This window comes from Synechococcus sp. BO 8801 (genome assembly GCF_002252675.1).
GTDB lineage: Bacteria > Cyanobacteriota > Cyanobacteriia > PCC-6307 > Cyanobiaceae > Cyanobium.
Genome location: NZ_NQKY01000020.1, coordinates 1 through 21,909, shown reverse-complemented (window position 1 = coordinate 21,909; position 21,909 = coordinate 1). Strand labels below are relative to the sequence as shown.

The 21,909-nt window shown below is 68.1% G+C and carries 20 protein-coding genes and 1 pseudogene; 11 read left to right on the top strand and 10 right to left on the bottom strand.

The window, feature by feature from the left end:
• The 4 genes from CJZ86_RS13070 (at position 1) to CJZ86_RS13055 (ending at position 5,699) form a co-directional block, all read left to right on the top strand.
• Positions 1 to 3,300: an efflux RND transporter permease subunit gene (locus tag CJZ86_RS13070; protein ID WP_094586485.1), complete on the top strand. Its 3,300-nt coding sequence runs from the start codon at positions 1 to 3 to the stop codon at positions 3,298 to 3,300.
• Positions 3,301 to 3,390: 90 nt separating this feature from the next.
• A complete protein-coding gene (locus tag CJZ86_RS13065; RefSeq protein ID WP_094586483.1) occupies positions 3,391 to 3,882 on the top strand; it encodes a hypothetical protein in 492 nt (163 codons plus the stop codon).
• 259 nt (positions 3,883 to 4,141) lie between these two features.
• Entirely contained in the window at positions 4,142 to 4,993 is an 852-nt protein-coding gene (locus tag CJZ86_RS13060) for a lytic transglycosylase (protein ID WP_233134019.1), read from the top strand.
• A gap of 76 nt (positions 4,994 to 5,069) precedes the next feature.
• A complete protein-coding gene (locus CJZ86_RS13055; RefSeq protein WP_158219569.1) occupies positions 5,070 to 5,699 on the top strand; it encodes a GUN4 domain-containing protein in 630 nt (209 codons plus the stop codon).
• Here CJZ86_RS13055 and CJZ86_RS13050 read toward each other — a convergent pair.
• Both CJZ86_RS13050 and CJZ86_RS13045 read right to left on the bottom strand, forming a co-directional pair.
• On the bottom strand, positions 5,653 to 5,898 hold the full coding sequence (locus CJZ86_RS13050; protein ID WP_094586477.1) for a hypothetical protein: 246 nt from the start codon (positions 5,896 to 5,898) through the stop codon (positions 5,653 to 5,655). The genes CJZ86_RS13055 and CJZ86_RS13050 overlap by 47 nt on opposite strands.
• Positions 5,895 to 9,155, bottom strand: coding sequence for an efflux RND transporter permease subunit (locus CJZ86_RS13045; protein ID WP_233134018.1), 3,261 nt, complete (start codon positions 9,153 to 9,155; stop codon positions 5,895 to 5,897). Before CJZ86_RS13045 ends, CJZ86_RS13050 begins: the two co-directional genes overlap by 4 nt.
• A gap of 351 nt (positions 9,156 to 9,506) precedes the next feature.
• On the opposite strand from CJZ86_RS13045, the gene CJZ86_RS13040 reads away from it, so the two are divergent.
• The 5 genes from CJZ86_RS13040 (at position 9,507) to gltS (ending at position 14,156) form a co-directional block, all read left to right on the top strand.
• A complete protein-coding gene (locus CJZ86_RS13040; RefSeq protein ID WP_094586473.1) occupies positions 9,507 to 10,268 on the top strand; it encodes a proteasome-type protease in 762 nt (253 codons plus the stop codon).
• A gap of 26 nt (positions 10,269 to 10,294) precedes the next feature.
• Positions 10,295 to 11,281 (top strand): glutaminase A, encoded by a 987-nt coding sequence (gene glsA, locus CJZ86_RS13035; RefSeq protein ID WP_094586471.1) that lies wholly within the window; start codon positions 10,295 to 10,297, stop codon positions 11,279 to 11,281.
• Between the two features lie 73 nt (positions 11,282 to 11,354).
• Positions 11,355 to 12,395: an AI-2E family transporter gene (locus tag CJZ86_RS13030; RefSeq protein WP_198960147.1), complete on the top strand. Its 1,041-nt coding sequence runs from the start codon at positions 11,355 to 11,357 to the stop codon at positions 12,393 to 12,395.
• An 81-nt stretch (positions 12,396 to 12,476) separates the two neighbouring features.
• On the top strand, positions 12,477 to 12,938 hold the full coding sequence (locus tag CJZ86_RS13025) for a hypothetical protein (protein WP_353615228.1): 462 nt from the start codon (positions 12,477 to 12,479) through the stop codon (positions 12,936 to 12,938).
• Positions 12,939 to 12,944: 6 nt separating this feature from the next.
• Positions 12,945 to 14,156, top strand: a complete 1,212-nt coding sequence (gltS, locus tag CJZ86_RS13020; RefSeq protein WP_094586467.1) for a sodium/glutamate symporter — start codon at positions 12,945 to 12,947, stop codon at positions 14,154 to 14,156.
• Between the two features lie 24 nt (positions 14,157 to 14,180).
• Here the strand turns inward: gltS and CJZ86_RS13015 are convergent, their stop codons facing one another.
• Both CJZ86_RS13015 and CJZ86_RS13010 read right to left on the bottom strand, forming a co-directional pair.
• Positions 14,181 to 15,497 (bottom strand): carbohydrate porin, encoded by a 1,317-nt coding sequence (locus tag CJZ86_RS13015; RefSeq protein ID WP_094586465.1) that lies wholly within the window; start codon positions 15,495 to 15,497, stop codon positions 14,181 to 14,183.
• 13 nt (positions 15,498 to 15,510) lie between these two features.
• Positions 15,511 to 17,157, bottom strand: a complete 1,647-nt coding sequence (locus CJZ86_RS13010; protein WP_502690434.1) for an alpha-D-glucose phosphate-specific phosphoglucomutase — start codon at positions 17,155 to 17,157, stop codon at positions 15,511 to 15,513.
• Positions 17,158 to 17,309: 152 nt separating this feature from the next.
• Between CJZ86_RS13010 and CJZ86_RS13005 the strand changes: the two genes are divergently transcribed.
• Positions 17,310 to 17,762, top strand: coding sequence for a hypothetical protein (locus CJZ86_RS13005; protein ID WP_094586463.1), 453 nt, complete (start codon positions 17,310 to 17,312; stop codon positions 17,760 to 17,762).
• Between the two features lie 12 nt (positions 17,763 to 17,774).
• Positions 17,775 to 18,017: a hypothetical protein gene (locus tag CJZ86_RS13000; RefSeq protein ID WP_094586461.1), complete on the top strand. Its 243-nt coding sequence runs from the start codon at positions 17,775 to 17,777 to the stop codon at positions 18,015 to 18,017.
• Here CJZ86_RS13000 and CJZ86_RS12995 read toward each other — a convergent pair.
• From CJZ86_RS12995 to CJZ86_RS12970, 6 genes and pseudogenes are all read right to left on the bottom strand, one after another.
• Positions 17,998 to 18,462 (bottom strand): hypothetical protein, encoded by a 465-nt coding sequence (locus tag CJZ86_RS12995; protein WP_190612307.1) that lies wholly within the window; start codon positions 18,460 to 18,462, stop codon positions 17,998 to 18,000. The genes CJZ86_RS13000 and CJZ86_RS12995 overlap by 20 nt on opposite strands.
• A 14-nt stretch (positions 18,463 to 18,476) precedes the next feature.
• Entirely contained in the window at positions 18,477 to 19,706 is a 1,230-nt protein-coding gene (locus tag CJZ86_RS12990; protein WP_233134016.1) for an FAD-dependent monooxygenase, read from the bottom strand.
• Between the two features lie 29 nt (positions 19,707 to 19,735).
• Positions 19,736 to 20,014: a hypothetical protein gene (locus CJZ86_RS12985; RefSeq protein ID WP_094586457.1), complete on the bottom strand. Its 279-nt coding sequence runs from the start codon at positions 20,012 to 20,014 to the stop codon at positions 19,736 to 19,738.
• A gap of 17 nt (positions 20,015 to 20,031) precedes the next feature.
• Complete coding sequence (locus tag CJZ86_RS12980) at positions 20,032 to 21,408, bottom strand: phospholipase D-like domain-containing protein (RefSeq protein WP_094586545.1); 1,377 nt, start codon at positions 21,406 to 21,408, stop codon at positions 20,032 to 20,034.
• A 143-nt stretch (positions 21,409 to 21,551) separates the two neighbouring features.
• Complete coding sequence (locus CJZ86_RS12975) at positions 21,552 to 21,761, bottom strand: DUF8677 family protein (protein WP_094586455.1); 210 nt, start codon at positions 21,759 to 21,761, stop codon at positions 21,552 to 21,554.
• Positions 21,761 to 21,909: pseudogene (locus CJZ86_RS12970) on the bottom strand (DUF4912 domain-containing protein); the annotation flags it as partial. The gene CJZ86_RS12975 and the pseudogene CJZ86_RS12970, both read right to left, overlap by 1 nt.

Sequence of the window (21,909 nt, the reverse complement as noted above, 5' to 3'; positions counted from 1 at the left end):
ATGTCGTTCTCCGATAACTTCATCAAGCGGCCGGTTCTGACGACCGTCTGCAGCATCCTGATCGTGCTGGTGGGCCTGATCGCCATCCCCACCCTGTCGATCGAGAACCTCCCGAACATTGCCCCACCCCTGATCCAGGTGACCTCCAACTACGGAGGTGCCAATTCCCTGGTCACCGAGCAGGCGGTGACCAACCCGATCGAGCAGCAGATCAACGGCGTTCCGGGCGCGAATTATATCTCCTCCACCAGCAATATGTCTGGGACGAGCACGATTCAGGTCTTCTTCAACGAAGGCACTGATATCAACATCGACCAGGTGAACGTGCAGAACCGCGTTTCTCTGGCGATGCCCCAGCTGCCGCAGCAGGTGCAGGCCACCGGAGTTTCGGTGATGCAGAGCACCCCATCGATCCTGCTGGCCTATCAGGTCACCTCGACGGAAGGCCAGTTCGATGCCTCCTATCTCAACGGCCTCATCTATCAGAACCTGTATTTCCAGCTGGAACGGGTGCCCGGGGTGGCCACCGTCAACCTGCTGGGGGGCAGCAATCCGGCCTTCTGGCTGTTCGTCGATGCCAACAAGCTCTCCGCCAACAACCTCACCGCCGATCAGGTGGTCAATGCGGTGGCCAGCCAGAACACCGTGGCGATCGGTGGCCTGGTGGGCGGGCCACCGGCCGCCGGCAACCAGAAGTTCGCCTACCCGATCCTGGTGGAGAACAACGGCAACCTGGTGTCCGTCGAGGAGCTCAACAACCTGATCGTCGGCCGCACCTCCACCGGCAACCTGCTCCGTCTCAAGGATGTCGGCGAAGCCACCTACGGCACCAACACCTTCGCCCAGCAGGCGGTGAGCATCGAAGGCCACCCCTCGATCACCGTCGCCGTCTTCCAGACCCCCGAGAGCAACGCCCTCGACGTCTCGAACCAGGTGGTGCAGGTGATGAACCAGTTCACCCAGAGCGTCCCCCCGGGCGTCAAGGTGTTCGAGATCTACAACATCGGCCAGTTCATCGAGTCGGCCGTGGAGGGGGTGGTGGATGCCCTCGGCCTGGCCATCGTGCTGGTGCTGCTGATCCTGTTCCTGTTCCTGCAGGACTGGCGAGCCACCGTGGTGCCCAGCCTGGCGATTCCGATCTCCCTGATCGGCACCTTCGCCTTCGTCAAGATCTTCGGCTTCTCGATCAACCAGCTCACCCTGCTGGGCCTGGTGCTGGCCACCGGCCTGGTGGTGGATGACGCCATCGTGGTGATCGAGGCGGTGGAGAAGAACCTGGAGAAGGGGATGCGTCCCCGCCAGGCCGCCATGGAATGCATGGGGGAGCTGTTCGGCGCCCTGGTGGCCACCGCCCTGGTGCTGATGGCGGTGTTCGTGCCCGTGGCCTTCTATCCCGGCGGCATCGGCATCATCTATCGCCAGTTCGCCCTCACCATCGCCTTCTCGATCGCGATCTCCGCCTTCAACGCCCTCACCTTCTCCCCCATGCTCTCGGCCCTGCTGCTGCGGAGCCAGAAATCAGCACCCCCGGGGCGGCTGGTGGGGATCATCGGCGGTGTGGTGGTGGGCCTGGCCTTCGGCCGCTTCAGTGCCGCCTCCTTCGGCAGCATCACCTATGTGGTCGGCGTGGTCGGCGGTGTGCTCGCCGGCGCCAATCTGGTCTGGATCTTCAGCCGCTTCAACGCCTTCTTCACGCGCCTGGAGCGTGGCTACGCCGCGACGGTGGGGGCCCTGATCGCCCGGCGCCGCTGGATTCTGGTGGGACTGGGCGCCGGCATCGCCCTCACCCTTTTCGCCTTCACCGCCCTCCCCTCCGCCTTCATCCCCGAGGAGGACCAGGGTTACGGCATGGGCATCTTCCAGCTCCAGAACGGTGCCTCCCTCAGCCAGACCCAGGGCACCGCCCTGGAGGTGGCCAAGGTGCTCAATGCCGAGGAGGAGATCATCGCCGGCTCGGTGGTCAGTGGCTATGGCTTCAACGGCGCCAGCCCCGACCAGGGGGTGTTCTTCTTCGGCTTCAAGCCCCTGGAGGAGCGCAGCGGCACCGACCAGAAGGCCCCGGCGATCATCAACCGGCTCAACGCCAAGCTGAGCCAGATCAGCTCCGGCATGGCGGTGGCGGCCCAGCCTCCGGCGATTCCGGGCTTCTCGGCCCAGGGGGGCTTCTACTTCCAGTTCAACGACCTCAGCAACGGGGCCTTCACCTTCAACCAGCTCGATGACCAGGCTAAGCAGCTGATCCAGGCCGGCACGGCCAGCGGCGGCTTCTCCACCCTTTACACCCAGTTCATCCCCAGTGCGCCGGCCTTCGGGCTGAAGATCGACCGCTCGATCGTGGGGGCCCTCAACATCGACTTCCAGCAGGCGATGCAGACGATCGCCGTGCTGGCGGGCAGCAACTATTCGGGCCTCACCTACGAGAGCGGCCAGGTGAGGAACATCTACGTGCAGGCGGCGGCCGCCAACCGCAAATCCCTGGAGGATGTCCTCAGTTTCTACGTGCGCAGCAGGGACGACAAGCTGGTCCAGGTGTCGGAGTTCGCCACGGCGGAGCTCACCAGTGCGCCGCCGGTGATCAGCCACTTCAACCTCTACCGCACCATCCTGATCCAGGGGGCCGAGGCGGTCGGCAAGAGTTCCGGGCAGGCCCTGACGCTGATCCAGGACCTGTTCCGCGCCCAGGACTTCAACAACATCGGCTATGCCTTCACCGGTCTGGCCGCCCTGCAGCTGTCGGCGGGCAACGCCAGTGTGCTGGTGTTCGGCCTGGGGATCCTGGTGGTCTATCTGGTGCTCTCGGCCCAGTACGAGAGCTACGTGACGCCGGTGATCATCCTGATGACCGTGCCCCTGGCCATGCTCGGCGCCCTGGTGTTTCTGGCGCTGCGCTCGATCGACCTCAACATCTATGCCCAGGTGGGTCTGGTGACCCTGATCGGGCTGGCGGCCAAGAACGGCATCCTCATCGTCGAGGTGGCCGAGCAGCACATGAAGGAGGGCATGACCGCCGCCGAGGCCGCCATCGCCTCGGCCGAGTCCCGGCTGCGGCCGATCCTGATGACGGCCATCGCTGCCCTGGCCGGCTTCCTGCCCCTGGTGGTGGCCACCACGGCGGGGGCCAACAGCCAGCAGTCTCTGGGCACGGTGATCTTCGGCGGCCTGCTGGTGGCCACCGTGCTGTCGCTGGGGGTGGTGCCCCCGTTCTATGTGGTGGTCAAGGCCCTGGAGGCCCGCTGGTTCGGTGAGTCCGAGCCTGAGGTGGCGGACCTGGCCACGGGCCGGGACCAGCCCAGCGCCTAGTTGTGACGAAACATGGAGCGCCCCGCCGGCTTCATTGCGGCGGCCGGCACAGGCCGTGAGGATCGTTACAGGAGATTGAGGATCGATCCCATGCTGCCCACGCTTGCCGAACGGCTGCGGGAGCAGCACGCCAAGACCAGGGGCCGGAGGCCCGCCCGCCCGCCCTGGCCGGTTCCGGGCGAGCCGCCCACGGCCCTGCTGTTTCAGGTCCGTCCTGAGCTGGAGCCCGCAGCTGCGCCCGTGGGGCCTGCCCTTCCCGCGGCGGCCGCGGTGGCCGACCCCGACCCGTTGCCCCGGGTGAGCGCGGTCGTCGTCACGGAGATCGCCAGGCTGGAGCTGGTGGCACCGTTGCCCACGGTGCCGCCGGCACCCGCGCCGCCCATCACGGTCCCGGAGCGGACAGCCCTGGCGGAGCTGCTGCTGCTGCTGGTCTGGGCCGTGCTGGTGGTGATCGATGGCGCCCTGGCCCTGGTCACCCTGATCGATGGCGCCGCGGGCCGTCAACGGCGGCCGCAGGCGAGCGCGGCGGACGCCCCGCCGTCGGCGGCGCCGCCCTTCCTGATGGCGGCTGCCGCGCCTTGAACCCCTGCGGCTGAGGGGCCACCGATCAGCCGGTCGTCGCCCGGCTTTTCTATCGCTGCTTGATGAAATGTTGCGACGTTTCTTTCAACGGTCGGGGCCACGATCTGCAGGGTCTGGAATGTGCTGACTCGGGGATGGTGTCCGCTTCTGGTAGCTTTCTTGTGCAGGAAGTGAGGGAATCATGGGTCGACAGGCATCGGCGACCGGGGCTGTTCTTGCCGCCCTTTTTCTCTCCTTCAGCGGGCTCGGCTTCAGCCCCGTGGCCTTCAGCCAGGGGGGGCCTCCCGCCCGCGGTGTGAAGGTTGTCCAGGGCGACACGCTGGAGGCCATCGCCGCCCGGTATGGGGTGAGCGTGCAGGAGTTGATGCGTCTGAACAAGATCACCAAGCCCGAGGAGCTGCAGATCGGCCAGCAGCTCAAACTGCCGCCATCGAAGGGGCTCGTTCAGGTGCGCGCCGGGGACACCCTGGCTCTGCTGGCGGCGCGCCATGGCACGACCGTGGCGGCCCTTCAAAAGGCCAATCCCAGCCTCAAGCCCGACCAGCTTAAGGTGGGAGCCTGGCTGAAGCTGCCGCCAGCCTCGGCGGCGGCCACGGCGAAACCCACCGCGAAGCCCTCGGCCACGGCCAAGCCCTCGCCCACCGCGAAGCCCTCGTCAGCGGCCAAGCCAACCCCCGCCGCAAAACCAGCGTCCCCCGCCACCCCCTCGCCCGCGGCCACCGCCTCCCCGGCCCCCACCACGCCCCCGGCCGTGACCGCTCCGGCCCCCACCGCACCCCCTTCGCCCCTGCCGGCGAAGCCGGGCGAGTCGGTGCGCTGGCGCTTCTACGGCAACACCCTCGTCGACTGGGGCGGCTGGAAGCTCCATCCCGGCGGCGTGCGGGTGACGCTGGTGCAACCCACCCAGGCGGATGTGGGGCCGATGCGGGCCCAGGCGACGGCGGTGGCGGTGCATTGCAGCAGCCTCCGCCAGGCCTGGTTGGTCAATGGCGCCTGGGAGCCCTGGACCGTGCCGCTGGGGCGGTCGCTGGGTCAGCAGATCGTCCTGGACGTCTGCGCCAACGTCACGGACCCGACCGGTCCGGCGGTGGCGCCCCCTTCCGCCCCTTGAGGGCCGGGCGGCCCACGGTCCCGGGGACCTCCCCGGCGCGAGCGGAGCGATGATGTTCTCCTCTGGGCCTGGCCCGATGGGGAGCAGCAACGGCGGGGAGGGTGAGAGCGTTCATCGCCTGGCAGCTTTGGAGGCGGCGATCACCGCGCTCAACGCCCGGCTGGACGAGCTTTCCGCGCGGGTGCAGGAGCAGGCCGAGAGCCTGGAGCTGAGCTCCGATGTGGCCCTCTATGCCCCTCTGCGGGACCTGCTGAGAGCGGGTCGCTTCGGGGAGGCCGATCAGGAAACGGCCCGGGTGCTGTTCGACTGCATCAACTCCACCCTGGAGGATGTCACCCCGGAAGCGATCGAAACCTTTCCGATCACACCGCTGCGCATCATCGACCGGCTGTGGTGCAGCCATAGCGACAACCGGTTCGGATTCAGCGTGCAGCTGAAGATCTACCGCGAATTGGGTGGATCGCTCGAGACCTTGATCGCCCAGGACGTGGATCGTTATCTGGCCTTCTGCGATCGCATCGGCTGGCGCCAGGACGGCCGCTTCATGGACCCCGAGGATCAGGATCTCCCGGCAGCTTCCATTCTGGGAAGCCTGCCCAGACGCTGCTGGAGCAGCCCCTATGGCATGAAGATCACCAATCTGCTGATGGCGCGATTGATCAGCGGCGGGCTTTCCCCTGCTGGCGGCGGCGAGCCGACTGGCTGATCACCGCGAAGCCGGCACCGCAGGCGGCACCGAGTCCGGCGCCGATCAGCGGCGTGTGCCGGTAGAGGCCGCGGTAGAAGGGGCTTTCGTAGCGGAGGCCCCCCTTGTTGGGTTGGCCGATGTAGGAAAGCGTGGTGCCGAACAGGCCACCGAGCAGGGCTGAGATCACGGCGGCGAAGGCGACGAGGCGCAGGTTCACGGCTGGGAGGGGGGGAGGACGACAGGCTTTTCTGGCGCCTTGAGCAGGTAGGTGCGCTCCAGCCCCTTGATCACGATGAACAGCACGGGGGCCACCCCCAGGCTGAGCACGGTGGCCACCAGATAGCCACCGAAACTGACCGTTCCGATCGACCAGCGGCTGATCGCACCGGCGCCGGAGGCGGTCATCAGGGGGATGTAGCCGACCAGACCCGAGGCTGCGGTCATCACGATGGGCTGGAAGCGTGCCTTGGCGGCGCCGATCCCTGCCTCGCTGAGGCCCATGCCCAGACGCAGGTATTCATTGGCCTGCTCCACGATCAGGATGGCGTTCTTGCTGGCCATACCGATCAGCATCAACAGGCCCACCTGGGCAAAGATGTCGTTGCTGATCACCGGCCAGAGGCTGCCCGCCTGCAGGGCATTGGCCCGCACCCAGATCGCCACCATCGCCCCGAGGGTGGCCAGGGGAACCGTGAGCAGGATGATCAGGGGATCGATGTAGCTGCCGTACTGGGCTGCCATCACCAGGAACACCAGCACGAAAGCCAGGGCGAAGATGGCACCGGTGGCCCCGCCCGCCGCCCGCTCCTCCAGGGACAGGCCGCTCCACTCGAAGCCGAAGCCGGGATCGAGCACCTTGGCGGCGATCTCCTCCATCGCCACCAGGGCCTGGCCGGAGCTGTAACCGGGTGCGGGACCGCCTTGAATCTTGATCGCTTCGTAGACGTTGTAATTGGTGATGGTGGGCGGAGCGAAGAACCGCTCCGTGACCACCAGATCATTCAGCTGGACCATCTGTCCCTTGCGGGATCGTACATAGAACGAGGTGATCGCCTCAGGATCGGCACGGAAGGGTCCTTCGGCCTGAACATAGATGCGATACTGCTTCTTCGCAAAGATGAAGTCATTCACATAGGTTCCTCCCAGGTAGGACTGCAGGGTCTCGAAGACCGAATTGATGTCCACATCCAGCGACTTGACGAGGTCGCGGTTTATGCGGATGGCCATCTGCTCCACCCCTGGGGTGAAGGTGGTGGTGACCCCCTGCAACTCGGGCCGCTCCCGGGCGGCCTGGATCATGGCATTGAGATTCTTCAGCAGCGCTTCGGTGGGAAGGCCGCCGCGATTCTGGAGCTGGAAATCGAAGCCTCCGGTGGCTCCCACGCCATCGACGGGTGGCACGTTGGCGGCGAAGACGCGAGAGCCCGCGATATCCTTCTGTAGCCGTTGATTCAACCGGGCCAGCACACTGAAGACGGATTGCTCCTGACCGGGCCGTTGGTCCCAGGCCTTGAGGCGAATGAAGAAGAGGTATTTGTTGTAACTGTTTCCCTCCAGTCCATAACCCGCCAGGCCGAGGTAACTATCGATGTCGGTGAAATCCGCCAGGATGGAGTTGACTTTCTCCACCTCCTTACGGGTGTGGGAGAGGGAGGAGCTTGCCGGGGCCTCGCCAATCACGATCATCAGGCCCTGATCCTCTTCCGGAATGAAACCTGTGGGGACGACGCGCAGCATGAACACCGTGGCCAGCAGCCCTGCCACGAACAGGGTCACCACCACGTGGCGGTGGCGCACGAGGGTTTCGATGGTGCGGCCGTACCAGGCGAAGAGACGGGCAAAGCCCCTGTTGAAGGGACGAAAGATCCAGCCGAAGAGGAAATTGATGCCCTTGTCGATCGCTCCGGGTGGCGCCCCCTCTGGGCGCAGGAACAATGCCGCGATCGTGGGGGAAAATGTGAGGGCATTGAAGGTGGAAAACACGATTGCTGCCGCCAGGGTGATGGCGAACTGGCGGTAGACGATGCCCGTGGTGCCGGGGAAGAAGCACACCGGGATGAAGACGGCCAGCTGGACGAGGGCGGCCGTGATCGAGGGCGTGGCGAGCTCGTTCATCGCGTCCAGGGCGGCCTGCATGGGCCGCATCCCCTGGCCGAGCTTGTCTTTGATCGCCTGCACGATCACCACCGCATCATCGGTCACGGTGCCGATGGCCAGGATGATGCCGAACATCGTCAGCTGGTTGATGCTGAAGCCGAAGCCCAGCACCACAGCCATGGCGCCGACCATCGCCACCGGCATCGCTAGCGCCGGCACGACCGTGGAGCGCCAGTCCTGCAGGAACAGCAGGATCGTGAGCACGGCCATCACGATGGCCTGGAACAGGTTGGAGGTCACATCCTTGAGAGAGGTGACCACGAACAGGGTGGAGTCGTAAGGAATTTCGTAGTTCAGGCCAGGCGGGAACTCAGTCGCGAGGCGTTCGACCAGCACTTTGACTCTGTTGCCAGTATCCAGGGCATTGGCTCCTGGCAATTGATAAAGCAGTAGAGCGACGGAAGGCCTGCCGCCGATGCTGGCGGAGACGTCATAGTTTTCAGCTCCCAACTCGACCCGGCCGAGATCCCTGATTTTGTTGACACCGCCATCGGGCGCGATCTTGACAATGAGATCTTCAACGTCCTTGACACTGGTGAAGCGACTGTCGGCCTTGAGGGGGATCGCGAATTTCTGCCCAGGATCAATCGGCTCCTGCCCGATCCTGCCGGCGCCCGCCTGGAGGTTCTGCTCCCTGAGCGCCTGCTCCACATCAAGGGGTGTGAGGTTCTGGGCGGCCAACTTGTTCGGATCGAGCCAGATCCGCATGGCGAGTCTTCGATCTCCGGTGATCTTTACCTGGCCGATCCCCGGGATGCGCTTGATCTCGTTGACGAGATTGCGATCGACGTAGTTGCTGATGAAGAAGGGGTCGTAGAGCGGCTGACCCTGGTCATCCTTGTCGGCATAGAAGCCATAGGCCAGCAGCAGGCTTGGGGAAGCGGCCTCCACCGTCACGCCGGTCTGCTTGACGACATCGGGCAGCCCCGGTGTGGCCTGGTTCACACGGTTCTGAACATTCACCTGGGCGATGTTTCGGTCGACCGCCACCGGAAAGGACACCACGATGTTGGCGATGCCGTCGGAAGAGGTGTTTGAGGACATGTATTTCATGTCTTCAACACCATTGATCTCTTCCTCCAGGACGTTCGTCACCGCGTCGACGGTGGTACGCGCATCGGCTCCGATGTTGGTGGCCGTGACCTGGATCTGGGTGGGCGCCAGCTGGGGCAGCTTCTCAAGGGGCAGCAGCGGGATGGCGATGCCGCCCATGATCAGGATCACCAGGGAGCAGACGGTGGTGAGGACCGGTCCGCGGATGAAGCGATCAGAGAGGCTCATGGCGCCGCACCCCTGGTCGCCGAGGGGACGATCCACCGTGGTGGCTGGCCTGGGGGGTGCAGGCCGGTTTGGACCGCGATCTTCGCCTCTTCCATCGCCTTCCCTTCCGCCTTGGCCAGCACGGTCATGGCTTTAGCTGAAGGATGGCATCGGGATTGGCCGGCGACACCGCGGCAGAGGCGGGTCGTCACCGTTGGCCACAGTCGATGGCGTTGATCACGTCTGTGTCGCCTTCCGTGTCGGTCCCTTCGCCATCCCGTGAGGGCCGACCGCGGGCTTCAGGTCTGCTGAGAAGACCTCGGCGTGCCCGTCGTCTCCATCACCTCGGGAGTCGGCCAATTGGCGTAGTGAGCTAAGTTGGATCTTTCGTATTGGCGGCCAACCAGGGTGACGTACTGCATCGGCTACTGGCTGGAGAAGGGCCTGGTCATGGCCTCCGATTCCCGCACGAATGCAGGGGTTGACTATATTTCGAGCTACAGCAAGATGTATGTCTTCCAGCCGGCCTCCGACCGGCTGTTCGTGCTTCTCGCCGCCGGTAATCTGGCCACCACCCAGGCCGTGGTCAGCTGGATCCGGCGCGATCTCGACCGGGCCGCCGAGGACTCCGCCAGCGGAACCGGGGATCTGCGTTCCTGCGATTACCTGTTTGAGGCGGCGGCCTACATCGGCCGGGTGAGTGTGGCGGTGCAGCGGGAGAACGGTGCGGCCCTTCAGCAGGCCGGCGCCAGTGCCGGGGCTTCGTTCCTGCTGGGCGGCCAGATCGCCGGGGAGCCCCACGGCCTGTATCTGGTGTATCCCCAGGGCAACGCCATCATGGCCACCCGCGAAACGCCCTACCTGCAGATCGGCGAGACGAAATATGGCAAACCACCCCTCGATAACGTGGGCCACACCAACCTCTCCCTGGAGGATGCGGCCCGGCTCTGCCTGATCTCGGAGGTGCTCACCCAGCGCTCCAACCTCACGGTCGGTCCCCCGTTCGAGCTGGCCATTGTTCCCGCTGACGCCCTGACGATCGCCCACCGGCTGACCTTCGCCGCCGACGCCCCGGAACTGGCCGCCATGGTCGAGACCTGGAGCGACGCCCAGCGCGAGGCGCTGCACCGCCTGCCCAGCTTCCCCTGGGAGCAGGCGTCGCCGGCCTGAGTTCCCCACCTGCCCCGCTTCCCGCCATGTGGTCCGTGTCCGAATGGGTGTCCAACGGCCACCTGCCCACCGCCGAGGTGGTGCAGGAGCTGGTGGCGGAGGCCCATCGCCGCTTCGCGCCGGTCGGTGAGGGCCAGGTGGCCGACTACATCCCCGCCCTGGCGGCGGCGGATCCGGCGCACTTCGGCCTCTGCGTCTCCAGCTGCGGCGGGGCCCTGTTCGAGGCGGGCGAGGCCCGGGTGGCCTTCAGCATCCAGAGCATCTCCAAGCCGTTCCTGTTCGCCCTGATCTGCCAGGCCATCGGTGAGGAGGAGGCCCGCGAGAAGCTCGGCGTCAACAGCACCGGCCTGCCCTTCAATTCCGTGCTGGCGGTGGAGCGCAGCGGCGACGGCCTCTCCAATCCGATGGTGAATGCCGGGGCGATCGCCGCCACCAGCCTGGCGCCGGGCGCCAGCAGCGAGGAGAAGTGGGCCTTCATCCAGGACGGCTTCTCCCGCTTCGCCGGCCGTCGCCTGGAGATCGACGCCGAGGTCTGCGCCTCGGAGCTGGCCACCAATCGGCGCAACGCCGGCCTGGCGACGCTCCTCAGCGACCATGACCGCATCTGGTGGGACCCCGACGAGGCCACCGAGCTCTACACCCGCCAGTGTTCCCTGAGCGTCACCGCCGCCGACCTGGCGGTGATGGCCGCCACCCTGGCCAACGGCGGTCGCCAGCCCGTCACCGGCGAGCAGGTGATTGAGGCCATCCACTGCCAGCACGTGCTGGCGGTGATGGTGACGGCGGGGTTGTACGAAACCTCCGGCGACTGGCTCTACGCCACCGGCCTGCCGGGCAAGAGCGGCGTGGCCGGCGGCATGATCACGGTGGCGCCAGGGAAAGGGGGGCTGGCGACCTATGCGCCCCCCCTGGATGAGGCAGGCAATAGTGTGCGCGGCCAGCTCACGGCACGGTTTCTCTCCGAGCGGCTGGGTCTGAACCTGTTCGCCTCCAGGCCCGAGGGAAGCCGCTGAATCATCGCCCCGCAGGGGAGATGGGGGGCTCGCGTGTCTACGATCCAGCTTCAGCGTGGTGCCTTCTGCCGCAATGTTCAGCACCACCAACCTCGTGCGCTATCTCCTGCTGCTGGCCTGCATCGGGGTCACGGTGGTCATCTTCAATTACTTTTCCTGCACGATTGCGGTGTTCACGGCCGCCGCCATCGTCGCGGCCCTGCTGAACGTCCCGGTGAAGTGGCTGAGCCGCTATCTGCCGCGGGGATGGTCGATTGCCGCCGTGACCTTCGGCGCCCTGATCCTGCTGATCGGATTCGTCACCGGGATTGGCCTGCAGGTGCTGAACCAGGGCCAGGGTCTGTTGCTGGATCTGCAAGGCACCTTGAAACAGCAGGACCTCACGCCCCTGCATCAATACCTCAAAACCTATGGATTCGACAGGATCACAACCCTGCTTCAAGAGGGTCTGCTGACGGGACTGGGGCTGTTGCAAACCGTCTTTTCAGGGGTTTTCACGGGCATTTTCGGTGCGGTGATCAGTCTCTATATGCTGATCGACGGCGAGAAGCTATGGAAAGGATTTCTGGGGCTGATTCCGGAGCCTCACCGTGATCGTTTCGCCGTGATCTTTCTGCAGAGTGTTCTGGGATTCATCCGCGGACAGCTGCTGTTGATGGTGTTTCTGACCGTCTCAACGGCCGTGATCTTCCCGCTGCTGGGTGTGAAATACAGTCTGATTCTGGCGGTGATTGTGGGCGTTCTTGATGCGATCCCCGGAATCGGAGCCACCCTCGGCATCCTATTGATCTCCTTGATGGTCTTTGCCTCCCAGGGGGGAGACATCGGCTTGCGGGCCTTGATCGCTTCGGTGCTGCTCGGCCAGATTCAGGACAATATTGTCCGGCCCAAGGTGATGGGCCAGGCGATGGAGCTCAATCCGGTCCTCCTCTTTCTGGCCCTCTTCATCGGACAGCGGGTCGCTGGCCTGCTGGGGGTGTTCCTTTCGATCCCTCTGGCGGGCATGCTGGCGCTCTGGTTCCATTCCGAACGACAGCGACGGGAATCCATTCTCCTCACCCCGGCCGTCGGTGATGGCACAGGGGAGCAGGGCCCTTCCACCGCAGCACGCTGACCATGGGGCAATTCCCATCTATTCCTCGTCCACCCGGCTGTCATGCTGCTCTTTGCTGATCTCCTTGGTACGCCCTTGACTGTGAACCGTGCGATCGTTGCCACCCTCACGGCCCTGGCCGCGACGGCGGCCAGCGGCGTTCCTGCCGCCCAGGCCAGCTGCCGCTTTCTGATGCCGCTGGGGGGCGGCGGCAACCCGGTGGTGTCGAAGCGGATCGGGCCGGACCGGCTGGTGGGTCGCACCAACTGGAACACCGACTTCATCGTCGATCGCGATTTCCGCAGTTATCGCTTCTTCTTCACATCGGCCTCCACCGAGCGCGCCACCTTCCCGGTGTCGGGCTTCATGGTCTTCACCGACGGCAGCAGCCTGCAGGTGGTCAACGAAACCCCGACGTTTGAACCTGGTACGGGCCGGATGTTCGGCCCGTTCCAGGCCGTTCCCGGCAAGCGCACCCGGTTGATGAATTTCCGGGTGGGCTCCTCCACCACACCGGCGGCCCTTGGATTCAGCTATCGGATCTCCGTTCAGGGTTGTATCTGATCTCCCATGCAGTTCGAGAGCTTCGCGACCTTCAATATCGCCATCGTGGTGCTGGCGATCGGTCGCTGGCTGAACCGCAAGGTGGCCTTCCTGCGGGACTTCAACATTCCTGAGCCGGTCACCAGTGGGCTGCTGGTCTGCCTGCTGCTGGCCCTGATCCATGCCATCAACGGCACGGAGATCGGTTTCAACCTGCAGACGCGGGATTTTCTGCTGCTCTATTTCTTTGCGGCCATCGGCCTCAACGCCGACATCAAGACCCTGCTCTCGGGTGGCTGGCCCCTGCTGATCCTGGTGGGCACCACCGTGGGTTACATGCTCCTGCAGAACCTCACCGGGATCGGCATGGCGGCGCTGCTGGGGCTGAATCCCCTGGTGGGTCTGCTGGGGGGGTCGGTGTCCCTGCTGGGGGGCCACGGCACGGCGATCGCCTGGGCACCACGCTTCGCCGAGAGCCACGGCATCAGCAATGCCCTCGAAATCGGCATCGCCTGCGCCACCTTCGGGCTGGTGCTGGCCTCGCTGATGGGCGGGCCGATCGCCCGGATCCTCATCCGCCGCCACCGGCTCAAGACGCCGCAGGCCTCTGCCGCCGCCTCCGCCTCCTCTGCCGTGGAGGGCGCCACCCCGGACGGGGCCCTGGAGCCGGTGACCTACTTCACCCTGCTGGGCACCCTTTTCTGGCTCAACGTCAGCCTGGGCCTGGGCGAGGTGCTGCATGAGCTGCTGAAGGCGGCCGGCAGCAACCTGCCCCTGTTCGTCTGCTGCCTGTTCGCGGCGATCTTCCTCACCAACACCGTGCCGCGGCTGCTGCCGATCCGCTGCCTGGCCGCTCCCCGCTCCCTGGCCATCGTCTCGGACATCGCCCTGGGCATCTTCCTGACGATGTCCCTGATGAGCCTGCAGCTCTGGACCATCGCCTCCCTGGCGGGCCCGATCCTGGCCATCCTCGCCGCCCAGTTCGTGGTGTCCTTCCTGTTCGCCCTGTTCGTGGTGTTCAAGGTGATGGGCCGCGATTACGAGGCCGCCGTGATCTGCGCCGGCTTCGGGGGCATCTCCCTGGGGGCCACGCCCACGGCGATGGCCAACATGTCGGCGGTGGCCCAGACCTACGGCCCCGCCCACCGGGCCTTCATCATCGTGCCGCTGGTGTCGGGCTTCTTCGTGGACATCAGCAATGCCGTGGTGATCCAGCGCTTCCTCAACTGGTTCGGTTGATCCGGGCACCCAGCCGGGCTGGGCTCAGAAGCGCAGCGTCGTGCGGATCAGCCCCGCCCACACCCCCAGGCTGGCCTCCCCCGAGGCCGGGGAAAACAGCAGGGCCTCGGAGAGCGTGGCGCTGCCAGTGAGGGCCCCGCGCGGCCGGCTCAGCCAGAACACCGCCGGGGTCACCGAGAGGTCATCGCTGATCTGGATCCGGTAGTAGAGCTCCATGGCCAGGCCCCGGTCGTCGAGGTTGCTCTGGGCTGGTGTCTGGATCGCGCTCACGTGGGCCGGCGAGCCGACGGCGAAGCCCAGGCTGTTGCCCACCCCCAGCACATCGCTCCAGACCAGCCCGGTGTACCAGGAGCGGCTGCGCACCCCCGAAAGGCCAGCCACCGGGTAGGAGCCGAAGCGGAACGTGTCCTGCCCCCAGCCGGCGCTGATCGAGGGCAGCCAGCCGGAGCGGCGGGGCTGCCAGTAGCCCGCCAGCGACCAGGATCCCAGGCTTCCCTCGCCGGCGCCCGCCGCCAGCTGGCTGGCCAGGGGCGTCCCCCTGAGCCGCACCTGGGGCCCACTGAGGGTCCAGGCCCCGGTGATGTTCCACTGGGGCCGGCTCAGGGCCAGCTGCACGGTGCTGGTCTGGGAGGAGGTCCCGCCGAACAGGCCGCCCCCCTGGGGGGACCCCCCGGCCCGGCCGGCGACGTAGGCGTAGCCCAGGCTCAGCCCCCGCAGGTCGCCGCGGGGCTGCCACCAGATCCCGAAGCCGCCCCCGAGCCGCTTGCTGTAGGTGCCCGGTGAGCCGGCGTACTGGAACAGATCGAGGATGGGGGACTGGTTATAGACGCTCGGCCAGACGGGGAGCATGTCGAGCTGCATGATCCGGGGGCCGACGCTGAGCCGGATCTCGGGGCTGAGGGGCAGCTGCAGGTAGGCCCGGTTGATGCTCACCAGCCGGCCGGAGCACCCCTCCTCCCCGGCGCCGCAGGCCGGCTCCTGGAAGGCCACATCCAGTCGGCTCAGGGGGGTGGGCGGGTTGGAGAAGAAGCCGGAGGGGGCGAAGTCGCCCGTGCGCAGGCGGATCCGGAACAGGTCCTGGCCCGTGAAGCTGGTGTCGATGGTGAGGCGGGCCTCGTGGTTGAAGCTGACCCCGTTCAGCAGCGGCGCCCCATCAGCGCTGTTGCCGGCCCGCTCCACCGCACTGCCGGCGTACTGAAGGGCTCCGAGAACGGCGTTGATCTGCAGGTCCACCGTGGTGGTGGGGGCGAAGCGGGTGGCCTCCTGGGCCGACAGGGGCCCGGCGGCAGCGCAGACCCAGGCCGCCGTCAGCCAGGGAAGGGTGGCGCCAGGGGGCTTCACGGGGCCGGGCTGTTCAGGTGATCACGGTGGGGCGATCCATGCCGGTGCGCACCCGGATCTCGGCCAGGGCGTCGATGGCGTCGATCAGATCCTTCAGGGCCAGCTGGGGGTCGAGGTCGAGGGCGCCGCTGGGGGGCACATAGCTCTCCAGGTACACCCGCAGGGTGGCGCCCTTGGTGCCGGTGCCCGAGAGCCGCAGCACCACCCGGCTGCCGTCGTCGAGCAGCACCCGCAGGCCCTGGCCCTTGCTGATCGAGCCGTCCACCGGGTCGGTGTAGCCGAAGTCGTCGGCGGCGCGGATCGTGCGGCCGGCGAAACCCTGGCCCGGCAGGTTGGTGAGCATCCCGGAGACGCGGTCGTAGAGGCCGTGGGCGGCGTCGCTGGCCACGGCCTCGTAGTCGTGGCGGGAGTAGTAGTGGCGGCCGAAGCGGCCCCAGTGGCCCGCCATCACCTCGGCCACCGAGCAGCCGCGCACCGCCAGGATCTGCAGCCAGAACAGCACCGCCCAGAGGCCGTCCTTCTCGCGGATGTGGTTGCTGCCGGTGCCGAAGCTCTCCTCGCCGCAGAGGGTGATCCGGCCGGCATCGAGCAGGTTGCCGAAGAACTTCCAGCCCGTGGGGGTCTCGAAGCAGGGGATGCCCAGCTCGGCGGCCACCACGTCGGCGGCGGCGCTGGTGGGCATCGAGCGGGCCACGCCGGCCAGGCCGTCCGCGTAGCCGGGGGCCAGGGTGGCGTTGGCGGTGAGCACGGCCAGGCTGTCGCTGGGATTCACGAAGCAGTCCCGCCCCAGGATCATGTTGCGGTCGCCGTCGCCGTCGCAGGCGGCGCCGAAGTCGTAGGCACTGCCGGCCAGCAGCAGGTCGGCCAGCTCGTGGGCGTAGGTGAGGTTGGGGTCGGGGTGGCCGCCGCCGAAGTCCGCCAGGGGCACACCATTGCGCACGGTGCCGGCCGGCGCCCCCAGCAGCCCCTCGAACAGGCGGCTGGCATAGGGGCCGGTGACCGCATGCATGGCGTCGAAGGCGACGCGGAAGTCGCCCCGCAGCAGGGCGGCGATGCGGTCGAAGTCGAACAGCTTCTGCATCAGCGCCACGTAGTCGTCGACGCCGTCGATCACCTCCACCGCCATGGCGCCGATGGTCGCCGTGCCGGGAACCTCCAGGTTCAGGGGGTCGGCGTCGAGGATGCGGTAGCCCTCCAGGCTGAGGGTGGCGGCATGGATGGCATCGGTGACCGATTCCGGTGCCGGACCGCCGTTGGCGCCGTTGATCTTGACGCCGAAGTCGCCGTCGAGGCCGCCGGGGTTGTGGCTGGCCGAGAGGATGATCCCGGCCACGGCGCCGTGGCTGCGGATCAGGTGGGAGGCGGCCGGCGTGGAGAGGATGCCGCCGGTGGTGGTGATCAGGCGGCTGACGCCATGGGCCGCGGCCATGCGGGCGATGACGCTGATCGCCGCGAGGTTGCCGTAGCGGCCGTCGCCGCCGACCACCAGGGTGCCGCCGGCGATGCCGGGCACCACCCGCAGGGAGGCCTCGATGAAGCTTTCCAGGTAGTGGGGGGTCTGGAACTGACGGGTGCTCTTGCGCAGGCCGGAGGTGCCGGGCTTCTGGTCGTCGAAGGGTCGCTCCAGCGCCACCTGACGCAGCTCGGTCGTCATCGCCATGGCCGGCGTCCTGGTGCTTTGGGAGCCCCAAGCTACCTCCGCCGATTCGGGCGGTCCTGCGGTTGCTGGCTCTCCAGTCGTTGCTGGCCGACCTGGCGTTGCTGGTGGCTGCGGCAGCTCTGGCTAGCGTGAGCGGAATTGCCTCCCCACCCATGGCGTTTCGGTCGCTTCCCACCGCCCTGCGCATGGCCACCGCCCTGCGCATCGCCGTGGCTGGCTCTGCGGTCGTCGCCGCCATGGCCGGCGCGGTGGTGCTCCATCCGACTTCGGTGCGGGGGGCGGTCATGGGCGCCCCGAAGGCCCTCCCCTATCCCGAAGCGGTGAGCCGCACCCACACCGCCGCCGAGGCGGTGCTGGCCGGAGCCGGGGCCGAAACCTGTCTGCGGGGCAAGCTCACCAATGCCCTGCTGGGGCTCTCGAGCAGCTGTGAGGCCAAAGGAGAGCGCAACCCCCTCTGCCAGCTCGCCGACAAGGCCGCCGTCGTCACCCCCATGAGCCTGGCCTTCATGCGGGACACGGCGACTCAGCTGCTGGCGCTGATCGATGGCGCTGCCACCCAGACGTCAGCCTCCGGCAGCCCCGAGCCGACCCTGACCCAGCCCTGACCCCGCACCACCATGGAAGTTCAGCACCCCTTGGATGACGGCCCCCTGTCTCCCCAGCAGGCCCAGCTGCTGGAGCAGTTCCGCCAGCGCGTGGACGCGCGGATCAGCAGCCACGGCCTCACCAGCACCGACGTGGCAGATCTGGTGAAGGAGCTGCGCGACCATCCCGATGTGAGCCGCCAGATGATGGCGGAGCTGACCCAGGAGCTGCAGCGGTTGCTGCCCGGTCAGCGCTTCAGTTTTGATTGGGATTGATCAGGTTGATGCCCCCCTGCCTTGGGGCGGCATTCTCCGCCGGCTTGGCCACCGGCAGCTGCAGGCGGCAGACGGCCGTGAGGCTGCGGGCGGCGCGGTCGATCGGTTCGCGCCGCTCGAAGCTGTTGCTGGCCGCCACCACCGAGCGCTGACGGATCGTCCAGAGCACGTCCTTGCAGCTGGCGGGCAGACGCGGATGGTCGAGCAGGGGGTTGGCCAGGCTGCGGGCCTGGTCGCAGGATTCGGCGGTGTTCTCGCGGCTGCAGGCCAGGGTGATCAGCTGCAGGGAGCGGAACTCGGAGGAGGGGGGAAAGGGGGGCGGCTCCGGGGCGGCCCGCAGCGGTGACGCCCCCGCCAGGGGCAGGCTCGCCAGCAGGGCCAGGTGCGGCAGGGCCGCTCCGAGGCGGCGCGGGGCCGGGGAGGTGGCGCGAGGGGACCGGTCCATGGGGGGCGGGGAGGTCACCCAATCATGGCCGCCGCCCCGGGATCCTTGGCGATCGGCGCGATGCCGTCGCGCAGCGGCCGCTGGGAGGCCAGCCAGCGGCGGGCCAGCAACGGGCCGCTCCAGCGGGCGGTGCGGGCCAGCAGGCCCCGCAGGCGGTGCCGGCGGCGCAGCAGCTCGGCCCGGCGGGCCTCCTGCTCCTGCAGCGCCTGGATCCGCCGGATCTCCGGTTGCCGTTCGGCGACCACCGCCGCCGCGGCCGCGTCGATCGCCTCGGGGTCCCCGTCCAGCAGGGCGGGCCCCAGGTGCCTGGCGGCCACCAGGGCATCGCGCAGGGCCATGTTGATCCCCTGGGCCCGCAGCGGGCTCATCGGGTGGGCGGCATCACCGAGCAGCAGCAGGCCGTGCCGCTGCCAGCGGGGGCAGAGCCCCACCCGCACCGGCAATCGCACCGGTCCCTGGACGGCCGCCGCCGGCAGCTCCCGCAGCCGCCGGGCCAGGGCCTCGGGAGCGTCGCCGGCCCAGAGTTCCGCCCAGGCGCCGGGGCCGGCCGGGGTGGGCACCGGCGGCGGCTCCGGTGCGATCGCCCAGCCCAGCTGGACACCACCGCGGGCGGAGGGGAACAGGGCATAGCTGCCCGAGGAGCCCACCACCGTCACGAAGCGGCCGGCCAGCCACTCCAGCACCGCATCAGCCCCCGGGGACTCCAGCCGGAACCAGAGCACGTCGAGGGGGCTGGGGGCACGCTCCAGCTCCAGGCCGCCCCTGCGGCGCAACAGCGAATCCCGGCCGTCGCAGGCCACCACCAGTGCCGCCTCCAGGGACGTGCCATCCGCCAGGTGCACGCCGGCGACGCGGCCGTCGTGCAGCAGCAGATCGCTGACGGCCTGGCCAGGGTGGAAGCGGAAGCCCGGCTGGCGGCCCGCCTGCTCCAGCAGCTCGCTCAGCAGGGTGTCCTGGTCGATCAGGGTGCAGGGGGCGGCGCTGCCCATGGGCTCGGCCGTCTCGAACAGGGCCTGGCCGTCGAGGAAGAAGCTCCAGGCCGTCAGGGGCCGCTGCCGCACCGCCGCAGGCAGCGGCTCGAGGCCCATGGCCGCCAGGGCCGCCAGGCCACTGGGCATCAGCCCTTCGCCGCGGAACGGCCGACCACCGGGCCCGGTGGCATCGATCAGGTCGACCGCTAGGCCGCGGCGGGCCAGGAGCAGGGCCAGGCTGGCTCCGGCGGGGCCGGCCCCCACCACCAGCACCCGGGCGCCAGGGGCTCCGGAGGGGGCGTTCAGGTGAAGGAGTTGTAGTTGAGGCCTTCCTCGGGGCTGCCGTTCTCCGCCCCCTGCAGGGCGTTCTTCTTGCTGAGCAGGTAGTCGACCAGTTCCTGCTGCAGGGTCAGCAGCTCACTGGTGCAGCCCCGGAAGGCGGCCCGGTGACGGATCTCGTCGTGGCGGGTGTGCAGGTCCCGCAGCATCAGGTTGATGGCGTCCAGGCGCGGGGTGACCTCGCGGGAGCTGGCGGTGGACACAGGGCTGGGGGTGGTGACGGAGCCGGACGCCGGGTCCATGGATCGATTTCTACGCGTCAACGGATCGTAGACGGCGCCGCCATCGCCGCCCCACCGGCGGCAGAGGGCCGTTCACGGCCGCTGCCGCAGCTGCGCCGGCGCTGCTCCATGCGGCGGGCCAGCCGGCCGCTGACGCCCAGTTCGGCCCCGCGCCAGAGGCGGTCGATCTCCGCCTCGAAGTGGCGCGCCAGCAGGGGGGAGCGGATCAGCAGCAGGGTCTCGTCGTTCTGGAAGGCGGCACTTGGGCTCCAGTTGAAGCTGCCGGTGATCACGGCGCGGCCGTCGATCACGGCGAACTTGTGGTGCAGCTTGTCGCCGGAGGCCAGCCGCGGCGTGCCCACCCCTTCCAGGGGCGCGCTCCAGGCCCGGTTGTCCGCTTCGATGCGGCAGTCCTGGTCGGGCAGGGTCACGCCGAGCAGGTCGAGGGTCTCGCTGAAGGCCCGGTTGGCGAAGCCGGGATCCGCCAGCAGGCGGAGCTTCACGCCGCGGCCATGCAGCTCCTGGAGCCGGTCGGCCAGGTTCTGGCCCGAGAAGACGAACAGGGCCAGATCGAGGCGCCGGCCGGCACCGGCCAGCTGGGTTTCGAGCCAGGCCAGGCCGTGGTTCGGGTCGCGGCGGCGGTGGGGGGAGAACAGCACCTCCACCGGCGTGCCAGCCACGTCGACCACCTGGGCGCCGCCGCCCTCCTTGGCGATGCCGAAGCGGCTGTCGGGCCGGCCGCCGGGGCCATCGCCCCAGAGCCGGGCGAATTCGGCGGCGAACACACCGGCCAGGGCGGGGCTGTCGAAGCGCAGCAGGTGGTTGACGTTGCCGCGGGTGCTGGGTGCGCCCGCATCGCCGTGGATGCAGGAGGGGCTGAAGTTGGCCGAGCCGGTCACCACCACCCGGCCGTCGACGACGAGGAACTTGTGGTGCATCAGGCCGCTGCCGCGGCTGCCGTCGGCGGTGTCATCAAGCAGGGGCACCCCCGCCCGCTGCAGCACGGCGACGGCGTCCCCCTGGCCGAGGGCGGCCAGCTGCTGCTGGCGATGGCGCTGGTGGGGCGGCAGATCGACGGGATGCTGCTGGCTCCAGGGGGTGCTGTAGAGGTTCTCCAGCACCACCCGCACCCGCACCCCGCGGCGGTGGCGTTCCACCAGAGCCTCCGCCACCGCCGGCAGGGAGAGCTCCTGCACCGCCACCAGGATCTCCACGCGGGCCTCGCGGATGCTCTCCAGCAGCAGGGCCTCCAGGTCATCCCCCTGGCGCCACTGGCCGCTGATCGGGCTGCGGTAGCGGCTGTCGCCGCGGTGGTTGAAGGCCACCCGGATGCCCGGCGGCAGGGGCAGGGCCCGGTGGTCGCCGCCGCTCAGGGCGGCCGGTGCCGGGCCGCAGCCCCCGAGCAGGCCGGCCATGGCCAGGGCGAGCAGGGGCCGGGAAAAGACGGCGAGAGGGTCCACGGGCTGGAGGGGGCGGCGGGTTCCGCTCCTTCAGCCTTCCCGGCGGGAGACAGCGCTCTGACGGCTCGCCAGGGGCGCGCCGCAGGCGCAGGGGGGCCTCAGTGGTGGCCGGGCATCTCCGAGGTGCGCAGCATGACGGCGAACCAGAGGCTGCCGATCACCACCGCGGCGATCACACCGGCCGAGATGCTGACCCGCAGCATCAGAATCGGCACCACCAGCGGGAACAGGATCGAGCCGGCCAGGGGGGTGAAGGCCACGACCGCCTTGAGCAGGCCGCGGTTGGAGCCGGTGGCGGTGTTCTCCATCAGAACCACTCGGCGACGGCCTGGCTGGCGGGGTTGCTGTTGTCTTCCGGCGTGGAGCGCCGGAACTCCATGGTGATGCTGCGCTTCTGCTCGCCATCGGCCGCCAGGGCCTCGATCGGGTAGAGCTGCTGGCCGTCGCGGAAGGGCA